A 25,964-nucleotide genomic window follows, 5' to 3' on the forward strand; every position below is an offset into this window, starting at 1 on the left:
CGGTAGCACCGCAGACTGACTCCACTTTCATTGATCTGGAGACGTCGCATGTTCACCTCAATCAACGCCGGACTACAACAGCTCGGCAAACTCGATCGCCTCGGTATCCCGCTGATGCGCGTGGCCATCGCCATCGTCTTCCTGTGGATCGGCGCGCTGAAATTCGTCCCGTACGAAGCCGACAGCATCACGCCCTTCGTCGCCAACAGCCCGGTGATGTCGTTCTTCTACGAACACCCGCAGGACTACAAGGCGCACCTGACCCATGAGGGCGAGCTGAACGCCGACAGGCGCGCCTGGCAGACCGCGAACAACACCTACGGCTTTTCCACCGGGCTTGGCGTGGTGGAAATCCTCATCGGTCTGCTGGTTCTGTCCAACCCGCTTTCCCGCCGCACCGGCCTGCTCGGTGGCGCGCTGGCGTTCGCTACGCCGCTGGTGACCCTGAGCTTTCTGATCACCACGCCGGAAGCCTGGGTCGCTGCGCTGGGCGATGGTCAGCATGGCTTTCCCTATCTGTCCGGCGCCGGACGCCTGGTGCTCAAGGACGTCCTGATGCTCGCCGGAGCGCTGCCGGTCATGGCCGATTCCGCGCGCCAATTGCTGACTGAACGTCAGGCCTGAATTCCTCATCATTTATAGAGAGATCACACGATGAAAACGTTTATTGCTTTGACCCTGGCCATCCTCGCCGGCAACGTCTTCGCCGCCACCGAACCTGCACAAACCAGCGTGCCACTGGACATCGCCAAAACCATCAGCATCACCGACACCAGCGCCGCCTGCGGAATTGTTCCGGTGGAGGTCGTCTATGAAGACAGCCACGGCCAGCGGCATGTCGCCACGTACAACGTGCTCGGCAATGGCTGCGGTGGCGATTAGCTCAGGTTTGGCCCATAACTGCAGCGGACTCGATTTTCTCAGTCCGCTGCAGCGGTTCCGGAACAGCGATCAACAGCAGCAGGAATGCTGCCGCTGCAACTCCGGCGAGAGTCAGGAATGCCGCGCTGTAACCGGCGGCCTCGACGACAAATCCGGCCAGCCCATTGCTCAGCGCCGCGCCCAGACCAAACGCTGTGGTCAGCGCGCCGAGGCTGACATTGAAATGCCCGGAGCCGAGGGTCAGATCCTTGACCATCACCGGGAACAGCGCGCCGAACAAACCAGCGCCGACGCCGTCGAGCAACTGCACCGCGACCAGCCAGTACGGATCATCCGAGAAGGTGTAGAGCAACCCGCGCAGCGGCAGGATCAGAAAACCCGCCAGCAATAACGGTTTGCGCCCCCAGACATCCGCTTTCGCACCGGCCAGCAGCGCCATCGGCACCATGACCAGTTGCGCGGCGACGATACACGCCGACGTCAGCGGTGTGGCCATGTGCAAATTGGCTTGGGCGAGTTTCTGGCTCACCAGCGGCAGCATCGCCGCGTTGGCCAAGTGGAACAGCGCGCAGCACAGGGCAAACATCAGCAACGGGCGATTGCTCAGCAGTACCTTGAATCCGGACGGCTGATGGCTTTGATCGCCAGGCTGCAAACCGCGCGCGACGTCGTGATCTATCGCTTCTGCCGAAACGAACAGCACGGCAATCACGCTGGCCAGCGCCATGACCGCCATCAGATAAAACACCGCCACCGGACCGAACAGATAGGCAAACAAACCGGCCAATAACGCCGCGCACGCGTTGCCGGCATGGTTGAACGTCTCGTTGCGACCGGTACGCCGGGTGAATGCTCGTGGGCCGGTGATGCCCAGGGTGATCGCGGAAATCGCCGGGGCGAAAATTGACGCTGCCGCCGCGCTCAAGGCTTGAGTCAATGCCACCAGACTGAATGACGAAATGAACGGCAGGAGCAGACAACTCACCGTGACCAACAGCGCGGCGACGATTACCAGCGCACGTTTCGCCCGGCTGCTGTCAACCAGCGCACCAGCGGGCGTCTGCGTGATCAGTGCGGCGATACCGGCAATGGTCATGACCACGCCGATACTGGCCGGGTCCCAGTGGTGCACGGCGAGCAAGTAGATGGCGAGGTACGGCCCGAGGCCGTCGCGGACATCGGCGAGGAAGAAATTCAGACTGTCCAGCGAGCGGTTGTTGCGGCGATCGAGATGGCTGATCACGTTGGGCAGTCTCTTGAAAGTGAGGTCTGCGAAAATGTATCAACCTCGGCAAACCTAATGACCGAAGCGGCGGGGGATTAGTTGCAGAACGGCGGAGCAGTTGCTGCTCCGCAGATATTCATGCGTCAGGCGTTTGCAGTACTTCGATCCATAACGCGCCTTTGCCGGAGGCCGCTTCACCGACACGCTTCAGCGCGCCATCCTTGCTCACCGCGTACGTACCGACCTTGGTGCTTTTCTCGCCCGTCACCAGCAGCCAGCGGCCATCGGGAGAGAAGGCGATGTTGCGTGGTTGTTGTTCCTGCACTGAGTAGTTATCGAGGAACTTCAGTCCTCCGGTTGCCGGATCCACGGTAAATGCCGAAACGCTGCTGCTGGTGCGCTCACTCATCAGCAGCAGTTTTCCATCCGGCGACATGCGCAGGTCAGCGGCCCAGATACGCGGGGTCGGGTCGTCTTTCAGGTCGTTGTTGCGCGCATCCCGAACTGCGCCGTGAGCCAGTTGCAAACGTTCGGGAATGCCATTGGCTTCAGCAATTCGGGTCAACGCGCCGCTGGTGTCGTCGATCGAAAACGCCGTCACGGTGCCGCTCATTTCACCGACCACGTAAAGGAATTTGCCGTTCGGCGAGAACGCCAGGTGCCGGGGGCCGGTTTTCTCCGGAACGCTGACCGAGCCGTTGCCGATCGGGCTGAGCTCGCCAGTCTTGGCGTCCAGGCGATATTGCAGCACCTTGTCGGTGCCCAGGTTGCCAGCGTAGGCAAAGCGATTGCTCGGCTCGGTGCGAATAGAATGGGCATGCAGGCCGGTCTTGTAGCGAACGATATCGGCGGAAGGTTGCTGATCCTCGCCGATCTTCTGAACGCTGAGGGTGTCGGCGCCGTAGGACGCGGCGAGCAGGTAGCGACCTTTTCGATCGGTCGACAGGTAGGCCATGCTCTCTGCCAGGGGCGCTTGGGTAAACTTTGTCAGGTGCCCGCTTTTGGAGTCGATCTGATAGCCCAGCACCTGGAAGGGCTTGACCCGCAACGCTGCAAACAGCACTTTGCCGTCCGGGGTGAGCGCCATCGGATTGACTTGGTCGCCGGCCTGGATCTGCTCAACGAGGGTCAGTGCGCCGTTGCTCTGATCAAGGCGATATTGCGAGATCAGACCGTCGCCGGGGCTTGAGATGTAAGCGTAGGTAGCGGCGTTGGCCGTCACGCTCAACGTGGAGGCGAGCGCAGCGATCAAGAGGGATCTTTTCATCATTTTCAGCCTTATTGTTGTTGTGATCAGTCATCCTATGAGTGATTGGCTGGGCCATCAATGGCTATTTCGTAGGCCTGTAACGTCGCTACGCTTATTTGACGTGCTTGTTCTAGATGATTTTGATCAGCGGAAATGATCGGAGAGGGTGGTCGTGATTGAGGTTTGACACATTTCTACATACTCTCCCGTTAGCGTTGTTGTACGACATCCTACCTAATGTGCGCAGTGCAACAACTCTCACAAAAACAATAACGGAGATACCCCTATGACGAGCATGGCTCCACTCGATCATCAGGCCGCTGCAAAACCGCAAAACCTGTTCCTGCGTACGCTGAAACTGCTCGGCCCCGGCATTATCGCCGTGCTGTCGTGGCTCGGTGCGGGCGATCTCATCACGTCTTCAGTGGCCGGTGCGAACTACGGCTACGCGATGATGTGGGTGCTGGCGGTCTCGCTGTTGCTTAGATACCTGATCGTCAACATCATTGCCCGGTTCCAGCTGTGCAATAACCAGGGCATGACCATTCTGCAGGGCTACGCCCAGCTCAACCCGGTGTTTGCCTGGTTCATGCTGGTTTATGCCCTGTTGATGGGGCACTTGATGAACGCCTACATGATCAAGGGGGCAGGGGAGTCGCTGGCGATGCTGTTCAAGATCGATCAGCCATTGCTGTGCTCGGTGGCGGTGGTGCTGGCGGTCTGGATGCTGGTCGGGCGCAACATCTACACGATGATCGAAGGCGTGATGAAGCTGCTGCTGGCGATCATGACCCTGGCGTTCATCGCATTGGCGGTGATGTCCGGCCCGGATGTCAGCGGCATCATCAAAGGCACCATCGGTTTCAGCATTCCGCCGGACGAAGGCGTGCATGGCGCGTTGCTGGTGGCGGTTTCAGTGATCGGCGCGGTTGCCGGCTCGATCGCCAACTTCGTGCACCCCTATGTCATGCGCCAGAAAGGCTGGACCGGGCCGCAGCACAAGCGCATTCAACGTAACGATCTGCTGTTTGCGGTGTTTGTCGGGATCATCATCAACCTGGCGATCTGGATCGTCGGTGCGGAAATCCTGCGGCCCAATGGCATCGAGGTGAAAACCTTGGGCGATCTGGGCAAGGCACTGGAAATCTTCTTCGGCCCGATCGGCTGGTATGTGTTCTTCATCGGCGTGTTCGCGACCTTGTTTGCCAGTATTTCAGGCAAGACCACGGCGTTTCCGATGCTGATCACCGATGCCTTCCAGCATGTTCGTCCTGAGCGTCGCGAGAAGTACGGTAAAGAGTTCCATCACGACCCGATGCACAAGTGGTTCATGCTGTTCATTCTGGTCACGCCGCTGATCTGGTCGATGCCGGGCATGCCGGATTTCGTCACCCTGACCATTGGTGTCAGCGCATTGAACATCATTGGTTTGCCGGTGATTTCCCTGGGCTTGCTGATCATGTCCAACCAGAAATCGCTGCTGGACAAGCAGTACCGCAACAACCTGTTTGAAAACATCGCGCTGATGTTTGCTACAGGTCTGGCGCTATGGGTAGCGTTCCAGTTGGGCGTTGATCTGTTTACTTGATGGGAAGCAGTCGAGGGGGCAAACGCCCCCTCGAATCGCCGCTTACAACGGCACATCCATTTCGATCCGGCGCCAGGCCGCTTCGGAAAAGCTGTACACCGAAAACGCGATCAGCCCCAACGCCATCAGCATCAACAGCACGCCGCCTGCCGGCAGATTCTGCAAAGCATCCAGCGCTTCCTTCATGCCGGGTGGATTGGTCGCTTGGTAAACCGAGCCGCTGACCGCCATCAACACTGCAATCTCGATAAACACCACGCCTCGGGCAATCAGGCCAAAGCGCGACACCGGGCGCACGTAGCGCATCACTTCGTCATCCGCTTCGAAGTATTTCTCGAACGTGGCCTTCCAGCCTTTGATGATGTGGGCGATACCGACGCCCAGCGGGATCAGCGCGATCAGGTAGATCAGCAGGTTCGAGTGTTCGAATGACAGCAGCTGCGCGAGCAGATCCTTGGTCTTGCCATCGCCGGAACCGCCCGAACTCCTGAGGCCACTCACCAACAGACCCAAGGCAAAGAAGGCCAGCGCCGCGTTGACCAGCCCGCCGGCGAGCAGACCTGCGCGAATGACCAGGCCTTTGAACTCGCTGCCGTGGTGGTCGACATCGCGGATCGCTTGCAGCGCACGCCAGGCGGCGAAGGCCAGCAGGCCGGCGACCACAACACCGATCAGCACGTAGCCGAAGGGCTGGCTGAGCAATGCTTCAAGGCTTTTGTGACTGTCTTTCGGTTTGGTGGAGTCGTGCGCCGCCAGCAGCGCGAAGATGCCGATGATCAGATACAGAACGCCGCGCGCGGCGTATCCGCCTCGGGCAAGCAGGACAAGTGTGTGTTGAGTGGACATGGGATTTACTTCCAGGGAATCGATGTGAAGCAGACCCGTGGACGGGGCAGGGGTTCGATAAATGCGTCGCCGGTGGGCGACGCGCGCTTTATCAGCCTGCCATTCAGCGCTCGCCTCGCTTCAGCGTCATAACGGCGTGGTCAGCGAAAATGGAATGCGCAGCTCTTCGACCGGCCCTGAATCCCGGCCGCACATTTCGTCGTGCACGCATTGCTGCACCAGCACGCAGGGAAACGCCGGCACGGTTTGCAGCAAGTCGCGCAGGTGGGTGATCGAACGCAGGTGCATTGGTTTGGCCGCATCATCGAGCAAGGTGAACTGGCCTTGATCCACGCGAATCCTCGCCAGATAAAAACCACCTTCGAGTGACAGCAGCTCCAGTTCGCGAACTTCACTGTTGGCCGCACGTTCGGTGAGGGTTTGCAGATTCATGCTTCACTCCTTGCCTACCAGGGCAGGCGTTCTCCATCGTAGGCGAAGAAATGGCCGCTATCGGCCGGCGTCAGCGTGTCAATCAGACTCAGTAATTGCGCAGCGGCAATGTCTGCCGGGCGGGCGCTCGAGGCTCCGCGAAAAGGTTGCGACAACGGCGAGACCACCGTGCCCGGGTGCAGACTGAGCAAGCGACTCTGCGGTCGCGTGCGCGAGAGTTCGATAGCGGCGGTCTTGATCAACATGTTCAGCGCAGCCTTGGAGGCGCGATAGGCGTACCAGCCACCCAGACGGTTGTCGCCGATGCTGCCGACTTTCGCCGACAGCATCGCCATCGCGCTTTGAGGCGCAAGCAATGGCAGAAAGTCGCGCAGCAGCAATGCCGGCCCCAGCGTGTTGACCTGGAACACGGCCTGCAGCGACTCGGCGTCGATCGCGCTGTAGCTTTTTTCCGGCTTGATCCGGTCACGATGGAGGAGGCCGGCCGCGTGAATGATCAGGTGATAGGGCGCTTCGCCTGCCAGTTCGGCGGCGGCGCTGGCGATCGTTTCGGGCTGCTCGAGGTCGAGCTTCGGCACAGTTTTGCGTCCCAGCGCACGGACGCTGGCGCAGCGTGGATCCTGGTTCAAATGTTGGCAGAACGCCGTGCCGAGGGCGCCACTGGCACCGATCACCAAGGCGCGATAACCGTCGCCGAACGAGGCGAGGGTCAACCCGCTGCTCATGGGTTCGCTCCAGCGTTCTGGCGCCGGAAGAACACCGTCACCTGACCGACTTCGAAACCCCACTTGGACATACGGGTGCGGTTGATCAACGTGTCTTCGTCGACCAGGTACATCCAGTCGTCCATGCTCATCTCGTAGGTCGAGTCGTCAACCGGCAGGTTCAGGCGATAACGCCAGTGGAAGGTGTTGCCTGCGATCTGGCCCTGCGCAACCCCGACCACATCGTGCGCGCGACCGCTCCACTGACCATTGCCGCCAGGAGTGAGGGTCCAGACTCGGCGTTCACGGGTGCCGTCGCTGTAACGGAAGCGCTCGTCGAGGATCAGGTTTTCACCTTCACGACGGCTGGCGATATCTACCTCGAAACGCTTGACCACTTCGCCGTTGCGCTTCTGGAACATGCCCCAGGCTTTGACGGGCTGGCTGAAAAACTGCTCCAGATTCAAAGCCGGTTGCTGATCCGCATAACGAGCAACATCGACACTGCCGCAGCTTGCAATGCTGAGCGCCAGTCCTAACAGCAGCAGAAATCGGGTCATCTTCCTACTCCTTGTGCTTGTACAGTTAACAGGCTGTGTATAGGCCTAGCGCCGGCCGATGAGCTGGAGAAATTCCTGCCGCGTCGTCGAGCTGTCGCGAAAGGCACCGAGCATGACCGAGGAGGTCATGATCGAATTCTGCTTCTCGACGCCGCGCATCATCATGCACATGTGCCTGGCTTCAATAACCACCGCGACACCGGCAGCATCGGTGATCTGCTGGATCGCCTGAGCAATCTGCCGAGTGAGGTTTTCCTGGATCTGCAGACGCCGCGCGAACATGTCGACCACCCGCGCGACCTTCGACAGCCCCAGCACCCGGCCCGTGGGGATGTACGCCACATGTGCCTTGCCGATAAACGGCAGCATATGGTGCTCACACAGCGAATAGAGCTCGATGTCGCTGACGATCACCATCTCATCGCTCTGCGACTCGAACAGCGCACCGTTGGTGACGTCTTCCAGGCTCATCGCGTAACCGTTGCACAGGTATTGCATCGCCTTGGCGGCGCGCTGGGGCGTATCCAGCAACCCCTCGCGTTCCGGGTTTTCACCGACGCCAACGAGGATTTCACGGTAATGGCTGGCTAATAGTGGGCTCATTCGGGTTACTCGTGGCGGTGCGGGTTAGGGACACAGTCGGGTGAAAAGGTTGTACGCATACAGGTTGGCTGTATAGGTTTTATTGAAGATAGGCTGAAAAGGATCAACTGACAACGCATCGGTGGTTTTTTTGTGCGGGTTTGGGATTGCAGGCAGGAAAAAGCTGGGGCCAGGTTTGGTGAGTAGTTTGCTTGGGCCAGATGTATGAGCGTCTCAGCTGATAGCTGCCAGTGGCGAATGGCAGCTATCGACCAAAAGCGGACGCCCAACGCACTTTTTTCAACCCAAAGCGGTCATCATCATGTTCAAGTATTATTGTGCCGATGCTCGGACTGTTCAGAGGTAGGTTGATGCATGGCCAGAAGCGTTAGGCTTCAACAGAAACTTCATTCAAAGTATCTCGTTGAGGTAGCAGGAGAGGTGGTGCTTGATGACTGCCTTGTTGAAAAGCTATGGGCGCTCAACAGAGGTGACAGGTTTGAGTTGAATTCACACTCCTTCGGTTTTGGACCTGTTCAAAAATACCGCTTGGAATACGTGATAACGAGAGGCCCCATTCCTGGGCATTGGCTCTACAAAGAATTTGACCCAAAGGAACTGACATTATTTTTTACGGCAAAAGACTTTGCCGGCATTTGCCATGGCTGGACCTTGTTTGACGAGTGACCATTCACGGTTCGCTGCGTGGGAGGCAGCTTCCGGCCAAAAACAGTCATTCAGGTATGCCGATAAAACCATAATCGGCCATACGTAGATGGATGTAGATTTATTGCCTCAACGAGCTTGCAAGAGCGAGCCAACCAGCGAGCCTTTGACCTATCGAGTACTCGACACGCTAGCTTGTCTGGACGGGTTTCGAGGTTGTCAGAGTTCATGGGTTGCCATAATCGGATGCACGAGAATCGGCCACGCGAGTGATGAACTCACGTACCCATTTGAAGCCGGCATGCCCATCCGACCGCTCATGCCAGAACAAGCCAATCGCAAAACCTTCCACCGGCAAGGGAGGGGCTACGCACAGCAGTTGCTCGCTGCGACCGTCTACAAGACGACTTGGAACCAGGGCCACACAATCCGACTGCGCGACCAACTCCGGTACGGGAAGGAATGACGACGCTGAATGAACGACGTTACGCCGCAGCCCGCGCGCTACCAAGGCGTGATCCACCGAGGTAGAGAAGCCTCCGCCGCGCAGTGACACCACGACATGTTCCAGCTGCGCGAACTCATCCACGGTCAGGTCCGCGCGCAGGCTTGGATGCCCACGACGCCCGATCAGCACGTAACTCTCATCATAGAGGTGTTGCGAGTGCAGTGCGGGCGGAACCCCGTTCATGTTTATCACGGCCAGATCCACCTCGCCGCGGGTCATCTGCAGCTCCAGCTGTGGTACGTCCAGGATGCGCAGTGCGATGCGAACACCCGGCGCTTCGCGTCGCATGGCGACAACGAGATGTTTGATCAAAACCGCCTGCACGTAATCCGTGCAGGCGATTGATACCGTCAGGCTCGCCGTCGCGGGCTCGAAATTCAGATGAGTAGTGACGGTCGCCCTTACCTGGTCAAGTGCCTGGCGAAGCGGCACGAGCAGCTCCAAGGCTTTGACGGTGGGCGTCATTCCACGCTGCGCGGGGATCAGAAGAGGGTCGTTGAAGACGTCGCGCAGACGGCTCAACTGAGCGCTGACTGCTGGCTGGCTCAAATGCAGACGGGCGGCAGCCCGGGTCACGTTCTGCTCAATGAGAAGGGCCTCCAACGTCACAAGCAGATTTAGATCAAGGCGTCTGGTATCCATCGATCTTATGTTAGCAGCAAAATTTTGCGATTTCACAGATGGCCCGAGCCCCGCGACACTCCTTCGAAATCACAGCGGAGCCGTCCTTCATGTCGAAAAAAGTACTGATCATCTATGCCCATCCCGAGCCTTCGTCGCTAACGCGGCAACTGGTGGATGTGTCTGTTGAATGCTTGACTGCGCAAGGACACGATGTCCTGCAATCCGATCTATACGCCATGGGCTGGAAAGCGATATTTGACGAGAACGACTTTCCTCAGCGGGCCAACCCTCAGCGGCTGTCGTTCGGAGCAGAGTCCGCCCACGCCTATCGTCATCGCCGCCAAAGCCCTGACGTGGCGGCGGAGCAAGACAAGGTTCTAGCGGCAGACGTTGTCATCTTCCAATTTCCGCTCTGGTGGTACGGCATGCCGGCCATCATGAAGGGATGGATAGATCGCGTCTGGGCAGCCGGACTCGCCCACGGCTACAAGGACGCTGGCAACGCCTACCGCTATGGTGACGGCGCCTTCAAGGGCAAGCGGGCCATGTTGTCAGTCGCTGTCGGCGGCCCCGCAGAAGACTACTCGCCGCGCGGCATCAACGGACCACTCGAGCAATTGCTGTTTCCGATCACGCACGGCTCGCTCTACTTTCCTGGGTTCGATGTGCTGCCGACGTTCGCCATATACGGCACTGGCAACTTGACCGCCGCAGATGCCGTCGCAGCCAAAGAGGCTTGGCGCACCCGACTCGAGGATTTGTTCACAGATGCGCCAATACCCTTCCGGCCCCAAAACGGTGGGGACTACACTCCCCGCAATGAGCTTAAACCGCATGTGGCCGTGGGCCAGAGCGGCATAATGGCGCACGTCGCTTATGGTGAAACAATCCAGCGCAAGCAGCTGAAAACGGAGGAGGTGACATGAAAACCTTCGTGATTCTGACTCGCCGTGCTGATGGAGCGGCAGAAGACTTCAAGCGGCTGGCGAAACCGGAGGTAGTGCACGTTTGGCAAGGCTTCGCTGACGGTATCGTGCGCGCAGTTCATGGGCTGGCCGCTGGTCCCGGTGCCGCGTTTGAACTGGAGTCCGCCACCTTCGAAGAGGCGCGTGATTACATCGAGGCGTTGCCTTACGTCAAAGGGAATCTGCTACACGTGCAGTACTGCGCGCTCAAGCCCTTCTCTGATTACGAGAAACTCGTTTCCTCCTGATGAGCGATCAGCGCAGATCAACTTCCGTTTGCACGGCGCTGCATGCTGCAGCCAGATTTAACGCGCAGCATGCAGCGTCAGGCCGGGACTCGTTTGATGCGAAGAGGGCCGGCACTGGCGGCTTCTGCCGTTTCCGGCCTGTTGCGAAGGCCTGTAATTGACTCATAGCCACGCTTTGACTCCCGCAGCCTGACTGATTGCAGGTCAAAATTTTACGGAGAATTTACGCAGTCTTTATTGAGGGCATCCGATACTGCGCGGCGCTAATTTGGAACGGTATCGTGATGTCCCTCGCAGCAATTCGGCTTATCGGCTTCATTTTGGGTATTTTTTTGATCACCCTGGCGGTAAGCATGGCTATACCCATGATGACGCTGGTGGTCTATGAGCATAGCGACGATCTGTCGGCCTTTCTCTGGTCGAGTCTGATTACCTTCATCTGTGGTCTGCTGTTGATCATGCGAGGGCGTCCGGAGACTGGCAATCTTCGGCCCAGGGACATGTACCTGTTGACTACCGCTAGCTGGGTTGTTGTGTGCGCCTTCGCAGCGTTACCCATGGTTTTCATCAGCGATATCAGCTACACCGATGCGTTCTTTGAAACGATGTCGGGCATCACAACCACTGGCTCGACGGTACTCACCGGTCTGGATAGCGCCTCTCCCGGCTTGTTGATCTGGCGTTCCATGCTGCACTGGCTAGGCGGCATCGGTTTTATCGGCATGGCTGTCGCGATTCTTCCGCTCTTGCGAGTCGGCGGCATGCGTCTTTTCCAGACAGAGTCCTCGGACTGGTCGGAGAAAGTGACACCACGTTCTCATGTTGCAGCCAAGTACATCCTTTTGCTCTATCTGGGCCTGACGGGTGTCGGCACTTTGGCGCTCTGGCTCGCAGGAATGACCCCATTCGAAGCGATCAACCACGCAATGTCGTTGATCTCCACCGGCGGGTTCTCGACGTCGGACTCCTCCCTCGGGCACTGGGAGCAGCCAGCAATTCACTGGGTGGCGGTAGTCATCATGATCCTGGGCAGCCTGCCATTCACCTTGTACGTCGCAACCTGTCGGGGCAATCGGCGTGCGCTGATCAGGGACCACCAGGTACGCGGGTTTATTGGATTCCTGCTCGTCACATCGTTGGCAGTAGGTACCTGGCTGTATTTTCACAGCGACTACGGATGGTGGGACGCGTTTCGTATCGTGGCGGTCAATGTGACCTCGGTCGTCACGACCACCGGAATTGCGGTTGGCGACTACACCTTGTGGGGCAGCTTCGCTGTGTTGCTGTTTTTCTATCTGACCTTCGTCGGTGGCTGCTCCGGCTCAACGGCAGGCGGGCTGAAAATCTTCCGTTTTCAGGTGGCTGCCGCGCTTCTGGTCAGCAGCTTGAAGCAGTTGATTCACCCTCGGGCCGTGATTCAGAAAAAATACAACGGCCATCCCATCAACGAGGAAATCGTCCGCTCGCTGCTGACCTTCTCGTTTTTTTTCACCATCACGATTGCCGCCATTGCTTTGGGCCTGGCGCTGATCGGGCTTGATTGGATTACCGCCCTGAGCGGTGCCGCTACGGCGGTGTGTAACGTCGGCCCCGGCCTGGGCACAATCATCGGGCCGGCAGGTAATTTCTCGTCACTGCCAGATGCGGCCAAATGGCTACTCACCGTTGGCATGCTGCTAGGCCGGTTGGAAATCCTGACGGTGTTGGTGCTCGTGACCCCGGTTTTCTGGAGATATTGAGCCAGTCAATCGCTGGCAGAGACGCCGATCATTGCCTGTTTCGGCGAATAGCACAGCAGTCATGGTTTTACCGCGTGATGATCGTCAGTACGGGGAGCGTCCATCGGTTTCTTCTCCGGTACTGTAAAACTCACTGTCGTACTGGTGATGATCTGGTGCGTCGGGTCGGCCACTTCCAAGAGAACCTTGTGAGGACCGGGCGTTAGCCCGACCAGGATAATCGGGTCTTCACTGGTGTGCGCCCACGTACCTTTCCAGTCATCGACGGTCACGTGAAGGTGACCTAAGCGTGGTGATACCTGCGCAGCCACCTTGCCAAAAACCGGCATGATCCTGGCGTGCTCTGTTCGAAACTGGATGATGACCACTCCACGGGCGAGCGGCTCGGCAAGCGGCGGGTAGGCAATGAGTCTCGGCGCACTCTCGGATGCCAAGGGCAGTATCGCCGGTGGAGAATCGCTGTCTGCTGCCCCTTGTCCAAGTACGGATGTGCAAAAGCAGACACCCAAAGCCAGGGCCAATAGACTTCCGGGAGCGAGGGACATGATCTGTTTCTCCGCGTGATTTCATTCAAGCGTAGATCAAGCTGGGTATTGCCCGTAGTTAACGGTGCTCGCGGTAACGCGGGCACCGTTTTCTTTATGGGGAAAAATGCTTACCCGTCTGCTTACCAGTTGTAGCTCAGCTTGGCGGTAATCTCGCGGCCCGGGTTGTAGAAGTTCGCGGTGCCGGAGCCGACCACGTGCTGCTCGTCCAGCAGGTTGCTGACGTTCACGGCCAGGTCGGTGCCCTTGGCGATCTTGTAGTTGAAGGCAGCGTCGAACAGGGTAGTGCCATCGCTTTTGCCGGAGTTGGCTGCATCGAAGTAATAAGCGCCGACGTAGCGCGCACCCAGGCCCACGCTGACATCGGTGGCGGGTACGTCGTAGTAACTCCACAGCGAAGCGGAGTGCTTGGGTGCCGTGGCGAACTCGTTGCCCTTCAGGGAACTGCCGTCATACAACGAACCGCGCAGTACCTCGGACTCCATATAGGAATAGCCACCGATCAGGCTCAGGTTTTGCGTCACCTGCGCCTTGGCCTCCAGGTCGAGGCCGCGTGCACGTGATTCGCCCACCGTCTGTTGCTCGATGATGCCGCTCGGCAGCACCACGGCGATGGTGACGTTTTCCTGGGTCAAGTCATACACCGCGGCGGAGAACAATGCGTCCATCCCCATCGGCGCATACTTCACGCCCACTTCGTACTGCCTGCCTGTCTGCGGTGTCACGCCAACCTGCGGCGGCGAGACGGATTCGACCATGCTCACGTAGGTGGACACCTCATCGTTGACGATATAGGTCAACGCACCTCGGTAGGAGGTTTCGGAGAAGGTGTCTTTCTCAGTGGATTGCAAGCCTTTGCTGGTCAGGTCCATCGAGTCGTTGCGCACGCCTCCGGTGACGATGAAACGCTCGTAGAACGACAGGTTCTGCTGAAGGAAGACGGCCTTGGTGGTCGCGTCTCGCTTGTTGACGGCATACGGCGCGATTGAGCGTGGAACGCCAGTAAACACAGGGTTGGCAATGTCGATCGGGGTCGTCAGGGCGTAGACCGAGCTTTCCTTGGTGGTCGAATCGAGGTACTCCACGCCCACCAGGCTGCTGCTGTCGATGTTCTCGAAGCGGGCATCGTATTGCAGCATCAGATTGCCGTTGAACTGGTCGGCTTCAGTGTCGGTGCCAAACAGGTATCGATCAACGGTGGTACCGACACGTGCGGCGCTGTCGCTGAGGTACACGTAGCCGAAATCATCGGTCAACTTGCTGTAACGCAGATTGCTGCGCAGCACGAAACCGTTGTCGAAATCATGGGTGACGTTACCGCTGAGGCTGGTGCGCTCGACATCGTGGAAGTTGTAGCTGGGCTCGCCATAGAACTTGCTGCGGTCGTATTCCCGATCCAGTGGATAGCCGCCGCTGTTGGGCGAACTCTCGGTTTTCAGGTAGTCCAGAATCATCGTGGCCGACGTGTAATCCGTCGGTGCCCAGGTGAGGCCACCCATAAACAACTGGTTGTCGTCCTGCGAATGATCGTACTCGCGATCGCTGTTCTGGCCTTTGGCAGTAAAGCGGCCGGCCAGGGTTTTTTCGTCGTTCAGCGCATCGCCGACATCGATGCCTGTCTCGACATGGTCAAACGAACCGTAGGTCACATAGCCTTGGCCAAACTTCTCGAAGCGCGGCTGTTTGGTCACGAAATTTACCGAACCGCCCGGGTCCGCAGGGCCAAACAGGGTGGAGTTGGCGCCACGCAGAATCTCGATGCGCTCATAGGCGAATGGGTCTTCGCGTACGCCGCGCATCGAGCTGAGGGTCAAGCCGTCACGGTAGGTGGTGGCCTGGAAGCCGCGGATCTGGAAATAGTCGTTGCGATCATCCGTACCATAAAAGTCACTGACCACGCCCGGCGTATATTGCAGCGCTTCTTCCGTGGTGCTGACGCTGCGTTGCTGCATTTCCTTGTTGGTCACCACCGACACCGATGCCGGTGTATTGAGAATGCTGGTGGCCACCTTGCCGCCCACCCAGAGCTCCTTGGCAACCACCGAGTTGGCGTCGTCGTCGGCACTGACCCGAACCTTGGCATTGATGATGAGCGGGGCGAGGCGGTAGTCCTCGACGGCCGTTGCGTCGAGTTCCAGCGGGCCGGCGGTTTTTGCTTGAGGGGTCAGCAGGTAAGCATTTGGGCCTTGCTGTTCGATCTGCAATTCGCTGCCCTGGAGCAGGGATGACAGCGCTGCCGACGTTTCGAGCGAGCCATTCACGCCAGCCGTGGTGCGGTTCGCCACACTCGAGGCGTCGAAGGAAAGACTGATGCCAGCCTCGCGCGCAAAGCGGTCAAGCGCCGGCGCCAGTGGCCCGGGGGCGATATTCCACTGTTTGACTTGAGTGCTGTGATCAGCGCCCGAGGTTTGCGCCAGCGATGGCAATGCGTAGCTGCTCACGATCAAACCCAAAATCGCACCGTGCATGGCACGACTTAATGGATGGCGCTGTGAAACCGGGGACGAACTCATTTTCTCGCTCCAAGAAAGGACATCGGCAGACTGGCCTGTATTCCGGCCTTCCTTACAGGTCGAACGAGAATGAGAAACCACCTCATTATTTTTCAGGTAGCGAAAAAATATTCGGGTGGAGTCAGGTGGCAGCGGTTACGGTGACCCAGTAACGGGTTCGGTAATCAATGTGCAGGCGCAGTGACTGCGCGATCAATGCCAGGACCCGATCGTTGTCGGCGAGCTGGAAGGTGCCGGAAACGCGACGATCAGCGACCTCTTCGGCGCAGCGCAGGACTCCTGGGCGATAACGCGACAACTCTGCGATGAAGTCACCAAGGCGCATATGGTTCGCACTGATCACTCCGTCACCCCAACCCCATGGATCAAGGCCGTTGTCCCTGAACGTTCGGGCGTCACTTGATGTGAACAGCAGTTGGTTTCCTGCCAGGACGTTGCGGCTCGCAGACGCTTGACTGGAACCGGGGAACACCGTGACTGATCCTTTTTGGGCCGCGACCAGAGTACCGTCGTCACGCTCGCGGACCAGAAAGCGCGAGCTGTGGGCTCGCATGATCCCGTCGCGTGATTGCACCCAGAGTGGTCGCGCTTTCGGCGAGTGTTGATCCGCGCCGACATTCACGATGATTTCACCACGGCGCAGGATGATCAGGCGCCGCTGGGGGTCGAAATCGCTGTCGACGGCGCTATCGCTATTGAGCTGAATAAGGCTGCCATCATCGAGTTCGAAACGTCGTTGCTCGCCGGTGCTGCTGCGTTGTTGTGCCAGCATGGAGGGCAGGGGGGTGTAGTCGCGGCCGAGCCAGGCTGCCGTGCCGACCGTCGCCAATACGCCCAGTAGCTTCAGGCTTTCCCGCCGGCGCATTCCATGTTGGGCGCCCTTAAGGGTTTGTCGAGCCAGTTGAGCTGGCACGCCTTCGAATTCATTTCCCAGCGTTTCCACACGCTGCCACGCCAACACATGCTCCGGGCGCTGCTGCAGCCAGTGCTCAAACGTGCGCTGTGTCTGTTCATCGGCTTGATTGAAGCGAAGGCGCACCAGCCATTGGATTGCCTGGTCGACAATGGCCGGATCCAGCGCCTCGGGCTCAGGCCTCGACATAACGCAAGCGATAGCAATGTTGCAGGGCCGTGGCCAGATCGCGCTCCACCGTCGCGCGGGAAACACCGAGCTTTTCGGCGATTTGCGCGCAGGTCAGACCGTCGAGTCGGGCAAATAAAAACGCCTGTCGAACTCTTGGTTTAAGCGAGTCGAGCAGACGGTCTATGCGCTCCAGCGCATCGAGAATCATCAGCCGGCTTTCTTCCGATGGAACCTCGTGTTGCGGCAGCAAGGTGATGCTTTCCAGGTAGGCACGTTCCAGTTCGCGACGACGATACTGATCAATCATCAGACCGCGGGCGATGCTGCTCAAATAGGCGCGGGGTTCGCGCAGGGCGCCGGACTGATGGCGGTGCTTGAGCACTCGCACAAAGGTGTCCTGCGCCAGATCTGCGGCGTTGTCGCGACAGCCGATGCGCCGAATCAGCCAGCCCTGTAACCACGAGAAGTGGGTGCGATAGAGCAGCCCTGGATCTGCAGTACCTAGTGTTTCGTCGCTACGCATCGGCATCCCGGGACATACATGATTGATAATGAATCGCATTCTACTCAGGCGATTGATCTTAGGCAAACATGCGCAGCTCAGCGCCTGCATGCAGGCGAATGGCATGGTTGTGCAGGAACTACGAGTGGAAGATGCGTCCGGCAATTGGATAGATTGAACGCTCGCCGTCCCGAGTGGCTTGCCTTCTAAAGGGAGAGGACGTTGCCCGGGCTCACATCTGCGAACCAATCGACCAGCATGTCCGTCAGCACCCGTATCTTTCGCGCAGGGTGCTGGCTTTGGGGGCGAACAATGTAAATACCCGCCGGAACAGGGGGATATCTGTGCATGACGGACACCAATGCGCCAGATTTGATGTGCTCGTCGATGACGCTGTCAGAAAGGTACCCTAGACCCAGACCTGCAACGGCTGCCGCGGCGAGCGCGACAGGATTGTCAGCCTTGAAGCGCCCTTGGGGATTAACCATGATGGACTTTTGGCCATCCATAAACCGCCAGGTTTCCGCACCTTGCATAAGAGATTCATGCGCAAGAATCTCGTGGGGAGCCTCTGGCGCTCCATGTGTACTCACATAGCCTGGGCTTGCCACGAGTTTGCCGTGAATGCTGCCCACACGCTTTGCGATGAAATTGGAGCTCTGTAAATGGCCGACCCGAATAGCACAATCGAAGCCCTCGCCAATCAGATCGACGATACGATCGCTGTAACTTGCATGAATGTGCAGGAGAGGGTGGCGTCGCCCCATTTCAGCAAGCACGGGGGCAATATGTGTCGGGCCGTACGAGATCGGTGCTGCGATCCGGAAGCGGCCTCGAAGGTCTCCATCTGGAACAATGGCGTCCCTGGCCGCGTCAAACTCAGCGACGATCCGCGCCGCATACTCTCGCAAGGCGGCTCCCGCTTCGGTGACAGCAGCACCACGGGTTGTCCTGGCCAATAGCTGCACACCCAGTTGGGTTTCCAGCTTCAGAAGCCTGCGGCTTATTATCGATTTCGCAACACCCAGTCGCCGGGCCGCCGACGAAACACCACCCGCGTCGGCTACCTCGACGAAGGTTCGAAGATCATCAATATCCAATGCTTCCTGCCTCTGCAAATGGCCATTAGTGCGTTTCAACCCCTGACCAACAGTCCATGGCAGGCGTCCACTGCGGACAGCTGCCTGAGCGTTAGTCAAGCGATCGCACCGCCGTCCACGGTCAGGATGGCGCCAGTGATCAGGCTCGCGGCAGGACTGGCCAGATAGACCACCGCACTCGCAACCTCGCGAGGCTCGCCAAAACGTCCCAAGGACGACAGGCTCCGCTGAAAGTCGCCGGCGGGGCCGTCGGCTGGATTTGCGTCGGTGTCGACCGATCCCGGCTGAACAAGATTAACGGTTATGCCGGTGGGGCCGAGTTCACGTGACAAACCCCGGGTGAATGCGAGCAACGCCGACTTGGACATTGCATAGGCTGTTACACCCGCAAAGGGCACCCGCTCTGCCAGTCCCGAGCCAATTGTGATGATTCTTCCGCCAGCGGGCAGATGCGGGATGACCGCCTTTGCGAACAGGACGGGGCCTCGCACGTTGATATCCATCAGTGCTTGATAGTCGTCTACATCAATGTCGGCGATCATTCCGTTCAAGCCGATAGCCGCGCTATTGACGAGAATATCGAGGCCGCCCAGCGTCGAGATGGCCTGCGCGACTGCGCATTCAATGGCTTGCGGGTTGGCACTGTCGGCTTGAATCGCGATAGCACGACGCCCTTTATCAGCGATGAATTTGGCCACTGCCTCAGCTTTTTCCGTCGACTGCTGGTAGGTGAACGCAACATCGGCGCCATTCTCTGCCAGTGCCACTGCGATAGCGGCGCCGATCCCGCGAGCTCCTCCCGTCACCAACGCACGTTTTCCTTCCAAATCGATCATTACTCACCTGTCTGGCATGCAGTTATTTGGCCGCGCGCATTCACCAGGGATGGTGCAAGCGTGCCGATACGGGGGCGGATATTAGGGATCCAGTTCCTTGGTTTGTAGTCTCGTGGGTTGTATTACTGTGTCGCACAAATCGGAACATCCAACCGGGTGTTGGCGTTATTCGCGAGTGAGGAATGAAACTTTGGAGAAATATTCGGGTGCGCTGATCAGGACTGGACGTATTAGCCGCGATAGCTCTGATGGATCAATAAGTAAGCCTGGTATCCATACTTTGCTTTCAGGACTCACTCTAAGGGAGCTTGCAATCGGGTCTTTCAGCTCTGTGGCGACTCAGGAATATGTGCCGCCTGGTCGCAGTATTCAAGCAGCAATTCGGTGAGCACCCTTATCTTTCGCGCAGGGTGCTGGCCTGGCGGTCGAACTACATAAGCGCCTGCTGGAGGCGGCGGATAATCCGTCATGATCGCTACAAGTGCGCCGCTCGCCAAATGCTCATGCGTGACCCAGTCAGGTAACCAGGCAATGCCGATGCCGGCCAAAGCTGCGGCCAGCAATGCGGTGCCATTGTCGGCTTTGAACGTTCCCTGCGGGCGCACCGTAACCATCGTGTCACCATCCATGAATGACCACGATTCATTGCCTTGCATCAGTGCTTGGTGGCTGACGACTTCGTCGGGTGTTTCGGGCGCTCCATGCGCCTTGATATAGACGGGGCTTGCTACCAATTGGCCAAAGATCGGTCCGATACACCGGGCGATCATGTTGGAATCGGGCAGGTAGCCCACCCGTATCGCGCAGTCATACCCCTCGGCGATGAGGTCAACGAAACGATCGGTGTAGTTCGTTTGCACATGAAGCTGTGGGTGACGCCTGGCCATTTCCGCGAGGATCGGCGCGAAATGTATTGGCCCCAAAGTCAGGGGCGCGGCGATCCGCAGGCGGCCACAAAGCTCGCCGGAAGGCAAGATCGCATCGCGTGCCGACTCGGCCTCAGCGCATATTCTGGCGGCGTAGTCGCGGAAGGTCGCCCCAGCTTCGGTAAGGGCCGCACCGCGGGTGGTACGCGCCATCAGTTGCACGCCCAGCTCTGCTTCCAGGCGGGCAAGCCGGCGACTGACGATAGATTTCGACGTGCCCAGGCGCGTTGCCGCACGGGAAATGCCGCCGGCATCGGCCACTTCTACAAAGGTTTCAAGCTCTTCTATATCCATTTCCACGTTCCTTTTTTTGTCACGCAGCTACGCACGGAATGCGACTACCAGAACGTACATCTGAACTGCACATTACGGAGTTCGCGCCTTGGCGCCAATAGCGGTTCCCGGGGACGTCCTGATCTGTGCGTACATGGGGCCACTTTTCGAGCGGCCGGCAGTGCGTGCGAGTGTCGACAAGCTGCTACAGGATGTATTGCGGGGGCGTATACGGGTTGTCATTGAACGGGCCTTTACCCTATCGCAGGCTGCTGCGCATGACTTCGCGGAGCGAAGCAAACCGCTGGGGCGCGTCGTCATGAAGCCGTGAAGCCATCGCCAGAGAATGGCAGCAAAAACCGTGGCGTTCCTCATTGCGCGACACAGTTAGTCATTCACTGCTACTACCCGAAGGTTTGAGGGCGCTGCACAGTGCATGAGGCATCGCCGCTCATAAGGCGCGCTGCACGGAAACTGATCCCGCAAATAAACGTGCCAACCCACGGCAACAAGAGGATGGATTAATGGCTTTTCGTAACGGTCTTGCTTCGCTTCTTCGTCCAGAAGACTCCGTACTTGTGTTGATCGACCACCAGCCTTTTCAACTCACCAATCTCAATAGCCACGATCCGCACGCAGCGGTCAACTGTGCGACAGCATTGGCGAAGGCTGCGAAGGCGTTTAACGTCCCGACCATTCTGACCAGTGTGATTGCCGAGCGTGGCGGTTGGATCTTTCCGCAAATCACCGACGTTTTCCCCGGTCAGGAGGTGATTGACCGAACGCTCATCAATACTTGGGAAGACAAGAAAGTAGTGGACGCGGTCAAGGCAACAGGCCGCAAGCAATTGGTCCTGGCTGGCCTGTGGACTGAGGTCTGCGTCGCCATGCCAGCGATTCAAGCACTAGGCGAGGGCTGGGACGTTACCGTGGTCACCGACGCGTGCGGTGGCGTTTCGGTCGAAGCCCATCAAGTCGCCATCCAACGCATGGTCGGCGCCGGGGCAAATGTCATGACCTGGTTGGCAGTCATGGCTGAATGGCAACGCGACTGGGCACGCCTCGATACGGCAGGCGCTGTAACCGATGTGCTTCTCCAGCATGCTGCAGGTAGCGGCATTGCTTATCTGTGGGAGCAGCAATTGCTCGACACGCCGGTACCCGCTGAAGGTTGATCAGCACGGGAGTGAGGGGCCAGTGAAGTACCGCTTTGCCAGGGAGGCGCCCCATTCCCGCGTTCATCGACGGCCGATACTGAAGGCGTGCATTCGCAATCTGCTGGGATATTGCGAATGACCAATACCTAGTCCAACACAGCACATGGCCGGCTCGGGCCAGATCACCAACATTAAGCCTGGCTGACTTTGGCGCTTGGTAACTGCCTTCATCTGCCCGCGAAGCCCGTGCACCGTCATGTCTTTGCATCGGGAGGCCCGCTGGCTCTGCGTAGCAATGCACTAAAATCCCTTCATATCGCGATCGATTGTTTCGGTGCTTTCACTCGGCGCCACAGCTTGATCAAGACCGCTCAAAACAATAATCGAGGTCTCTCTCAATGGCTGTCAGTTACAACCCTGAGCTCCACTATTCCGGCTTTCACGACCTGAGCGACCAGGTTCGTTTTCAAAGCACGGAAGGCAAGATCTGGTTTGGCGAGCAGCGCATGTTGTTGATGCAGGTATCGGCGATGGCTAATTTTCGCCGTGAACTCATCAATAGCCTCGGCGTCGACCGCGCCAAGGGGTTCTTCTTGCGCCTTGGCTACCAGTCTGGACTCAAGGATGCGGAAATGGCCCGCAAGCTCAGACCAGACAGTCCGCAGTTGCAGATGTTTCTGGTCGGCCCGCAACTGCATTCCCTCAAAGGTATGGTCAATGCGAAACCCATTCAGTTAGAGCTGGATCAGGAGAGCGGCCATTTTTATTGCGAGCTCGAATGGATTGACTCCTTTGAGGTCGAGACTTGCCTGACTGAAGTCGGCCTGATGGAGGAACCAGTCTGTTGGTCTTTGTTGGGCTACGCCTGTGCGTACAGTTCTTCATTCATGAAACGCGAAATCATCATCCAAGAAACGACCTGTCGCGGATGCGGGGATGAGCGCTGCATCATTATTGGTAAACCTGCCGAGGAATGGGAGAACGCCGCAGAATTCAGACAGTACTTTCAAGCCGACCCAATCATCGAGGAGCTGTATGAACTGCAATCACAGATCAGCTCTCTGCGTAGAAGCCTGGAGAAGCAGGAAGCTCAATTCTACGGAGTAGGGCGCTCGCCTGCCTATTTGAAGGTATGCAAGATGATCGACAAGGCTGCCAAAGGAAAAATTTCCGTCCTGCTGCTCGGAGAAACTGGCGTCGGCAAGGAGGTCATCGCACGGAGCGTGCATCTGCGCAGTGATCGCGCCGAGCAAGCGTTTGTCGCAGTGAACTGCGCTGCCATTCCTCAGGACCTGATTGAAGCCGAATTGTTTGGTGTTGAGAAAGGCGCTTTTACCGGCGCCAATCAAACCCGCCCAGGACGCTTTGAACGGGCCAACGGAGGGACGATTTTTCTAGACGAGGTGGTGGAGCTGACGCCCAGAGCGCAGGCGACATTACTTCGGGTACTGCAAGAGGGTGAACTGGAACGGGTAGGCGATTCCCGAACCCGCAAGATCAACGTGCGAGTCATCGCTGCTACCAATGAAAGCCTCGCCGACGCCGTCGAAGCGGGCCGGTTTCGCGCCGATCTTTATTACCGCTTGAATGTGTTTCCGGTGCAGATTCCCCCACTGCGCGAGCGGCTTGAAGATCTGCCACTGCTGGCCGAGCACTTTATAAGCAAATTTCACTTGCAATATCACAAGCGAACGCTGGGTTTATCAGACAAAGCTCTTGAATTGTGTCGCCGCTACGCCTGGCCGGGGAATATTCGCGAATTGGAAAATACGATTGAGCGTGGCGTCATCCTGACCGACAGCAACGAGACCATAGGCCAGGATGCACTCTTTGCAGTCTTCCCAAAAACAGACGATTCGCACGGTGATCGTCTCAACTCTGATGGCGCGTTAGTTCAGGCTGGCGGTGAAGAACCTTGTCCCGATTGGGTTACGCAGATCTTTGATAAAAACATCAGCCTGGATGCTGTGGAAGAACGGCTGATGCGCCGCGCCATGGAGCTTTCACACCAAAACGTCTCGCAAGCCGCTCGCATGCTCGGCTTGACCCGGCCGGCACTGGCCTATCGCCTGAAGAAAAGCGGCTTGTTGCATGACGAGAGTCTTGAGTGACTTTGCGTGGCCGCCTGGCGGTTCACCGTGGACCACGCTTGAGCTGGATTGATCAAATCAACAAAACCTCGCCGAGACTTCATCAAATGATCAAACAAGCCCTTCGATAAACTCCGAGCCCGATACTCGCGACATCACATTAAGTTATATGTCATTGATAAATATCGATTTATATAAGTTTTATAAAATTGGCATAGCCCTTGCTCCAGTACCAATTGTCGCTTTTCGACGCGTAGCAATTTGCAACATGGGTTGGATGACCGCGAATCGCAAAATCGTACTCATAAATGGAGAGTTCATGAATACTCGAAGCATCAAATTGATCACTGCAGCAATGGCGCTCGCCTCATGGTTAGTAACAATCACTCCAGCGTCGGCGCAGTCAGCTACTGAAGCGCAATCTGCTGCTTCACTAGCGGTTGTCGTGGAATTCCTGGCCAATACCGCACCCGACAAAGTCGAAGCCGCGGCAATGAGGTTGGCAGCTCCAGACGCCACCTATGTTTCTCTAAACTTTGACAATCCAGAACTCAGAAAAATCATGCCGTGGACCGGCACAAACAAAGGTCCCAAAGCCTTTAGCTCTTTGTTTTTGCAGGTCTCAAACTACTGGAAAATCGAAGACTTTACGATTACTACCAAAATCGCTTCCGGCGAAGATGTCGCGATTTTCGGTAAGTTCACCTACCGCTCCGTGGCGGTCGGACATCTGTTCACATCACCGTTTTCCATCCATGCGAAAGTTCAGGATGGAAAGATGACCTATTTCCAGTTCATGGAAGATACCTACGCGTCTGCCAGTTCGTTCCGGCAGTCCGGTTCATGGACCGTGAAGACATCCAAAGATGCACTTCCCTTCAAGGTGGGAGCGAATTAGCCGCAGATGATGTGCACTTGCAAAAGCAGCTTGGCAAGCGTTTTTCGGGCATTTAACTGAACCCCGCGAACGCGGCTGAACAATGCTGCATTCGTAAATTCACGGGGCTTTTCGGCACCCCTGAACTCGTCCGGAAAGTGGCTTTTAACCCTACCAGGACGGGTAGCGTTCTGCTTGCGCAGCCACGCATAACGCCGCTTTCGTATTGCTCTACTTACCAAAGGAAATGCGCCATGTCCAACAAGTACTTAGAAATACTGACCCCGCAAAACAGCCAAGTGATTTTCATCGACCACCAGCCCCAAATGGCCTTTGGTGTGCAGTCGATAGATCGGCAGGTGCTGAAAAATAATGTCGTGGGGTTGGCCAAGGCTGCCAAAGCGTTCGGCATACCTACCACCATCACGACTGTGGAAACCGAGGGTTTCTCTGGCAATACATACCCTGAGTTGCTAGCGGTATATCCGCAGAACAAAATCCTCGAACGTACTTCAATGAACTCCTGGGATGACCAAAACGTTCGTGATGCCCTGGCAGAGTCCGCCATTGCCGGCCGTAAGAAGATCGTCGTATCCGGCCTGTGGACCGAGGTCTGCAACACGACCTTCGCACTGTCCTGCCTGCGCGATACAGACTATGAAATCTATATGGTTGCCGACGCCTCGGGTGGCACCTCGATCGACGCGCACAACTACGCCATGGACCGCATGATTCAGGCCGGTATCGTACCGGTTACCTGGCAGCAGGTGCTGCTCGAATGGCAGCGGGATTGGGCGCGCAAGGAGACCTATGAAGCCGTGATGGGGATCGTGCAGGAACATTCCGGCGCCTACGGGATGGGTGTGGATTATGCCTACACCATGGTGCATAAGGCGCCTGAGCGGGTGCAACACGGCGAGCACATCGGTCCAAACCCTGCTAAATAAATCCGTTATGCAAGAGCTGTCGCGCAGGGCTGACGCGATAGCTCCACCCATCGGCGTTATTGTCCAAAACACGAGGTGGAGCATGAGGATGTATGCAGTCTAAAACGTCCAGTCAGACGTGAGTAACCGGTTCTCAAGGTTCGCTATTCCCTGAAGGCCCTGGAAACGGGCTTTATATCTGTGAGGCCTCTACCTATGACATCGCGCCGAAAACTTCTCCAGGCCGCCTCCACCTTAGCGTTAGGGGGTGTCTTTGGACGCAGCGCTTTTTCCGAAACTCTAAGTAGGGAAGGGCC

26 protein-coding genes are annotated in these 25,964 nt (G+C 57.6%); 11 read left to right on the plus strand and 15 right to left on the minus strand.

The features are described 5' to 3' along the window. The first annotated feature begins 48 nt into the window (after positions 1–48). Positions 49–624 (plus strand): reactive chlorine resistance membrane protein RclC, encoded by a 576-nt coding sequence (rclC, locus tag D8U71_RS04585; protein WP_130887242.1) that lies wholly within the window; start codon positions 49–51, stop codon positions 622–624. Between the two features lie 30 nt (positions 625–654). Next, positions 655–882: a DUF2790 domain-containing protein gene (locus D8U71_RS04590; RefSeq protein ID WP_130887243.1), complete on the plus strand. Its 228-nt coding sequence runs from the start codon at positions 655–657 to the stop codon at positions 880–882. Position 883: 1 nt separating this feature from the next. Here D8U71_RS04590 and D8U71_RS04595 read toward each other — a convergent pair whose 3' ends face one another. Together D8U71_RS04595 and D8U71_RS04600 are read right to left on the minus strand one after the other, a co-directional pair. Next, entirely contained in the window at positions 884–2,125 is a 1,242-nt protein-coding gene (locus D8U71_RS04595; protein ID WP_130887244.1) for an MFS transporter, read from the minus strand. Between the two features lie 118 nt (positions 2,126–2,243). Next, positions 2,244–3,377, minus strand: coding sequence for a lactonase family protein (locus D8U71_RS04600; protein ID WP_130887245.1), 1,134 nt, complete (start codon positions 3,375–3,377; stop codon positions 2,244–2,246). A gap of 265 nt (positions 3,378–3,642) precedes the next feature. On the opposite strand from D8U71_RS04600, the gene D8U71_RS04605 reads away from it, so the two are divergent. Further along, positions 3,643–4,944: an Nramp family divalent metal transporter gene (locus D8U71_RS04605; RefSeq protein ID WP_024013001.1), complete on the plus strand. Its 1,302-nt coding sequence runs from the start codon at positions 3,643–3,645 to the stop codon at positions 4,942–4,944. A 42-nt stretch (positions 4,945–4,986) separates the two neighbouring features. Here D8U71_RS04605 and D8U71_RS04610 read toward each other — a convergent pair whose 3' ends face one another. The 5 genes from D8U71_RS04610 to folE form a co-directional block, all read right to left on the minus strand. Next, positions 4,987–5,790: a DUF1206 domain-containing protein gene (locus D8U71_RS04610; protein ID WP_016774775.1), complete on the minus strand. Its 804-nt coding sequence runs from the start codon at positions 5,788–5,790 to the stop codon at positions 4,987–4,989. Positions 5,791–5,916: 126 nt separating this feature from the next. After that, the gene (locus tag D8U71_RS04615; RefSeq protein ID WP_016774774.1) at positions 5,917–6,222 is read right to left on the minus strand and encodes a DUF6482 family protein; all 306 of its coding nucleotides are present in this window, start codon (positions 6,220–6,222) and stop codon (positions 5,917–5,919) included. Between the two features lie 14 nt (positions 6,223–6,236). Beyond that, positions 6,237–6,947, minus strand: coding sequence for an SDR family oxidoreductase (locus D8U71_RS04620; RefSeq protein WP_130887246.1), 711 nt, complete (start codon positions 6,945–6,947; stop codon positions 6,237–6,239). Then, positions 6,944–7,486 carry a DUF3833 domain-containing protein gene (locus D8U71_RS04625; protein WP_076562880.1) on the minus strand — a complete coding sequence of 181 codons (543 nt, stop codon included), beginning with the start codon at positions 7,484–7,486 and terminating at the stop codon, positions 6,944–6,946. Before D8U71_RS04625 ends, D8U71_RS04620 begins: the two co-directional genes overlap by 4 nt. 45 nt (positions 7,487–7,531) lie before the next feature. Continuing rightward, positions 7,532–8,089, minus strand: a complete 558-nt coding sequence (gene folE, locus D8U71_RS04630; RefSeq protein WP_016774771.1) for a GTP cyclohydrolase I FolE — start codon at positions 8,087–8,089, stop codon at positions 7,532–7,534. 354 nt (positions 8,090–8,443) lie between these two features. On the opposite strand from folE, the gene D8U71_RS04635 reads away from it, so the two are divergent. Then, a complete protein-coding gene (locus D8U71_RS04635) occupies positions 8,444–8,755 on the plus strand; it encodes a hypothetical protein (protein ID WP_024012997.1) in 312 nt (103 codons plus the stop codon). Positions 8,756–8,960: 205 nt separating this feature from the next. Here D8U71_RS04635 and D8U71_RS04640 read toward each other — a convergent pair whose 3' ends face one another. After that, positions 8,961–9,884, minus strand: a complete 924-nt coding sequence (locus D8U71_RS04640; protein WP_130887247.1) for a LysR family transcriptional regulator — start codon at positions 9,882–9,884, stop codon at positions 8,961–8,963. A gap of 89 nt (positions 9,885–9,973) precedes the next feature. Here D8U71_RS04640 and D8U71_RS04645 point away from each other — a divergent pair, with 89 nt between their 5' ends. The 3 genes from D8U71_RS04645 (at position 9,974) to D8U71_RS04655 (ending at position 12,818) form a co-directional block, all read left to right on the plus strand. Beyond that, complete coding sequence (locus tag D8U71_RS04645) at positions 9,974–10,792, plus strand: NAD(P)H-dependent oxidoreductase (RefSeq protein WP_130887248.1); 819 nt, start codon at positions 9,974–9,976, stop codon at positions 10,790–10,792. Then, positions 10,789–11,079 (plus strand): hypothetical protein, encoded by a 291-nt coding sequence (locus D8U71_RS04650; protein ID WP_130887249.1) that lies wholly within the window; start codon positions 10,789–10,791, stop codon positions 11,077–11,079. Before D8U71_RS04645 ends, D8U71_RS04650 begins: the two co-directional genes overlap by 4 nt. Before the next feature lie 284 nt (positions 11,080–11,363). After that, positions 11,364–12,818, plus strand: a complete 1,455-nt coding sequence (locus tag D8U71_RS04655) for a TrkH family potassium uptake protein (protein WP_130887250.1) — start codon at positions 11,364–11,366, stop codon at positions 12,816–12,818. Positions 12,819–12,877: 59 nt separating this feature from the next. Here D8U71_RS04655 and D8U71_RS04660 read toward each other — a convergent pair whose 3' ends face one another. The 7 genes from D8U71_RS04660 to D8U71_RS04690 form a co-directional block, all read right to left on the minus strand. Next, entirely contained in the window at positions 12,878–13,363 is a 486-nt protein-coding gene (locus D8U71_RS04660) for a DUF6130 family protein (RefSeq protein WP_125927064.1), read from the minus strand. Positions 13,364–13,485: 122 nt separating this feature from the next. Beyond that, a complete protein-coding gene (locus D8U71_RS04665; RefSeq protein WP_125927063.1) occupies positions 13,486–15,876 on the minus strand; it encodes a TonB-dependent siderophore receptor in 2,391 nt (796 codons plus the stop codon). A gap of 121 nt (positions 15,877–15,997) precedes the next feature. Continuing rightward, entirely contained in the window at positions 15,998–16,978 is a 981-nt protein-coding gene (locus D8U71_RS04670) for a FecR domain-containing protein (protein ID WP_130887251.1), read from the minus strand. Next, complete coding sequence (locus D8U71_RS04675) at positions 16,965–17,483, minus strand: sigma-70 family RNA polymerase sigma factor (RefSeq protein ID WP_051600722.1); 519 nt, start codon at positions 17,481–17,483, stop codon at positions 16,965–16,967. Before D8U71_RS04675 ends, D8U71_RS04670 begins: the two co-directional genes overlap by 14 nt. A 185-nt stretch (positions 17,484–17,668) precedes the next feature. Continuing rightward, positions 17,669–18,562: a LysR family transcriptional regulator gene (locus tag D8U71_RS04680; RefSeq protein WP_122706226.1), complete on the minus strand. Its 894-nt coding sequence runs from the start codon at positions 18,560–18,562 to the stop codon at positions 17,669–17,671. Positions 18,563–18,657: 95 nt separating this feature from the next. Beyond that, the gene (locus D8U71_RS04685; RefSeq protein ID WP_125927060.1) at positions 18,658–19,398 is read right to left on the minus strand and encodes an SDR family oxidoreductase; all 741 of its coding nucleotides are present in this window, start codon (positions 19,396–19,398) and stop codon (positions 18,658–18,660) included. Positions 19,399–19,721: 323 nt separating this feature from the next. After that, complete coding sequence (locus D8U71_RS04690; protein WP_016774759.1) at positions 19,722–20,618, minus strand: LysR family transcriptional regulator; 897 nt, start codon at positions 20,616–20,618, stop codon at positions 19,722–19,724. Positions 20,619–21,121: 503 nt separating this feature from the next. Between D8U71_RS04690 and D8U71_RS04695 the strand changes: the two genes are divergently transcribed. The 4 genes from D8U71_RS04695 to D8U71_RS04710 all read left to right on the plus strand — a co-directional run bounded on the left by D8U71_RS04695 (position 21,122) and on the right by D8U71_RS04710 (position 25,668). Then, positions 21,122–21,772, plus strand: a complete 651-nt coding sequence (locus tag D8U71_RS04695) for a hydrolase (protein WP_071172471.1) — start codon at positions 21,122–21,124, stop codon at positions 21,770–21,772. 380 nt (positions 21,773–22,152) lie between these two features. Continuing rightward, positions 22,153–23,865: a sigma-54-dependent Fis family transcriptional regulator gene (locus D8U71_RS04700; protein WP_071172470.1), complete on the plus strand. Its 1,713-nt coding sequence runs from the start codon at positions 22,153–22,155 to the stop codon at positions 23,863–23,865. Between the two features lie 298 nt (positions 23,866–24,163). Beyond that, positions 24,164–24,742, plus strand: coding sequence for a nuclear transport factor 2 family protein (locus D8U71_RS04705; RefSeq protein WP_016774755.1), 579 nt, complete (start codon positions 24,164–24,166; stop codon positions 24,740–24,742). A 233-nt stretch (positions 24,743–24,975) separates the two neighbouring features. Continuing rightward, on the plus strand, positions 24,976–25,668 hold the full coding sequence (locus D8U71_RS04710; RefSeq protein WP_071172469.1) for a hydrolase: 693 nt from the start codon (positions 24,976–24,978) through the stop codon (positions 25,666–25,668). The last annotated feature ends 296 nt before the right edge of the window (positions 25,669–25,964 follow it).

The sequence above is a fragment of the Pseudomonas sp. Sample_21 genome (assembly GCF_004307525.1).
GTDB classification, from domain to species: Bacteria; Pseudomonadota; Gammaproteobacteria; order Pseudomonadales; family Pseudomonadaceae; genus Aquipseudomonas; species Aquipseudomonas atacamensis.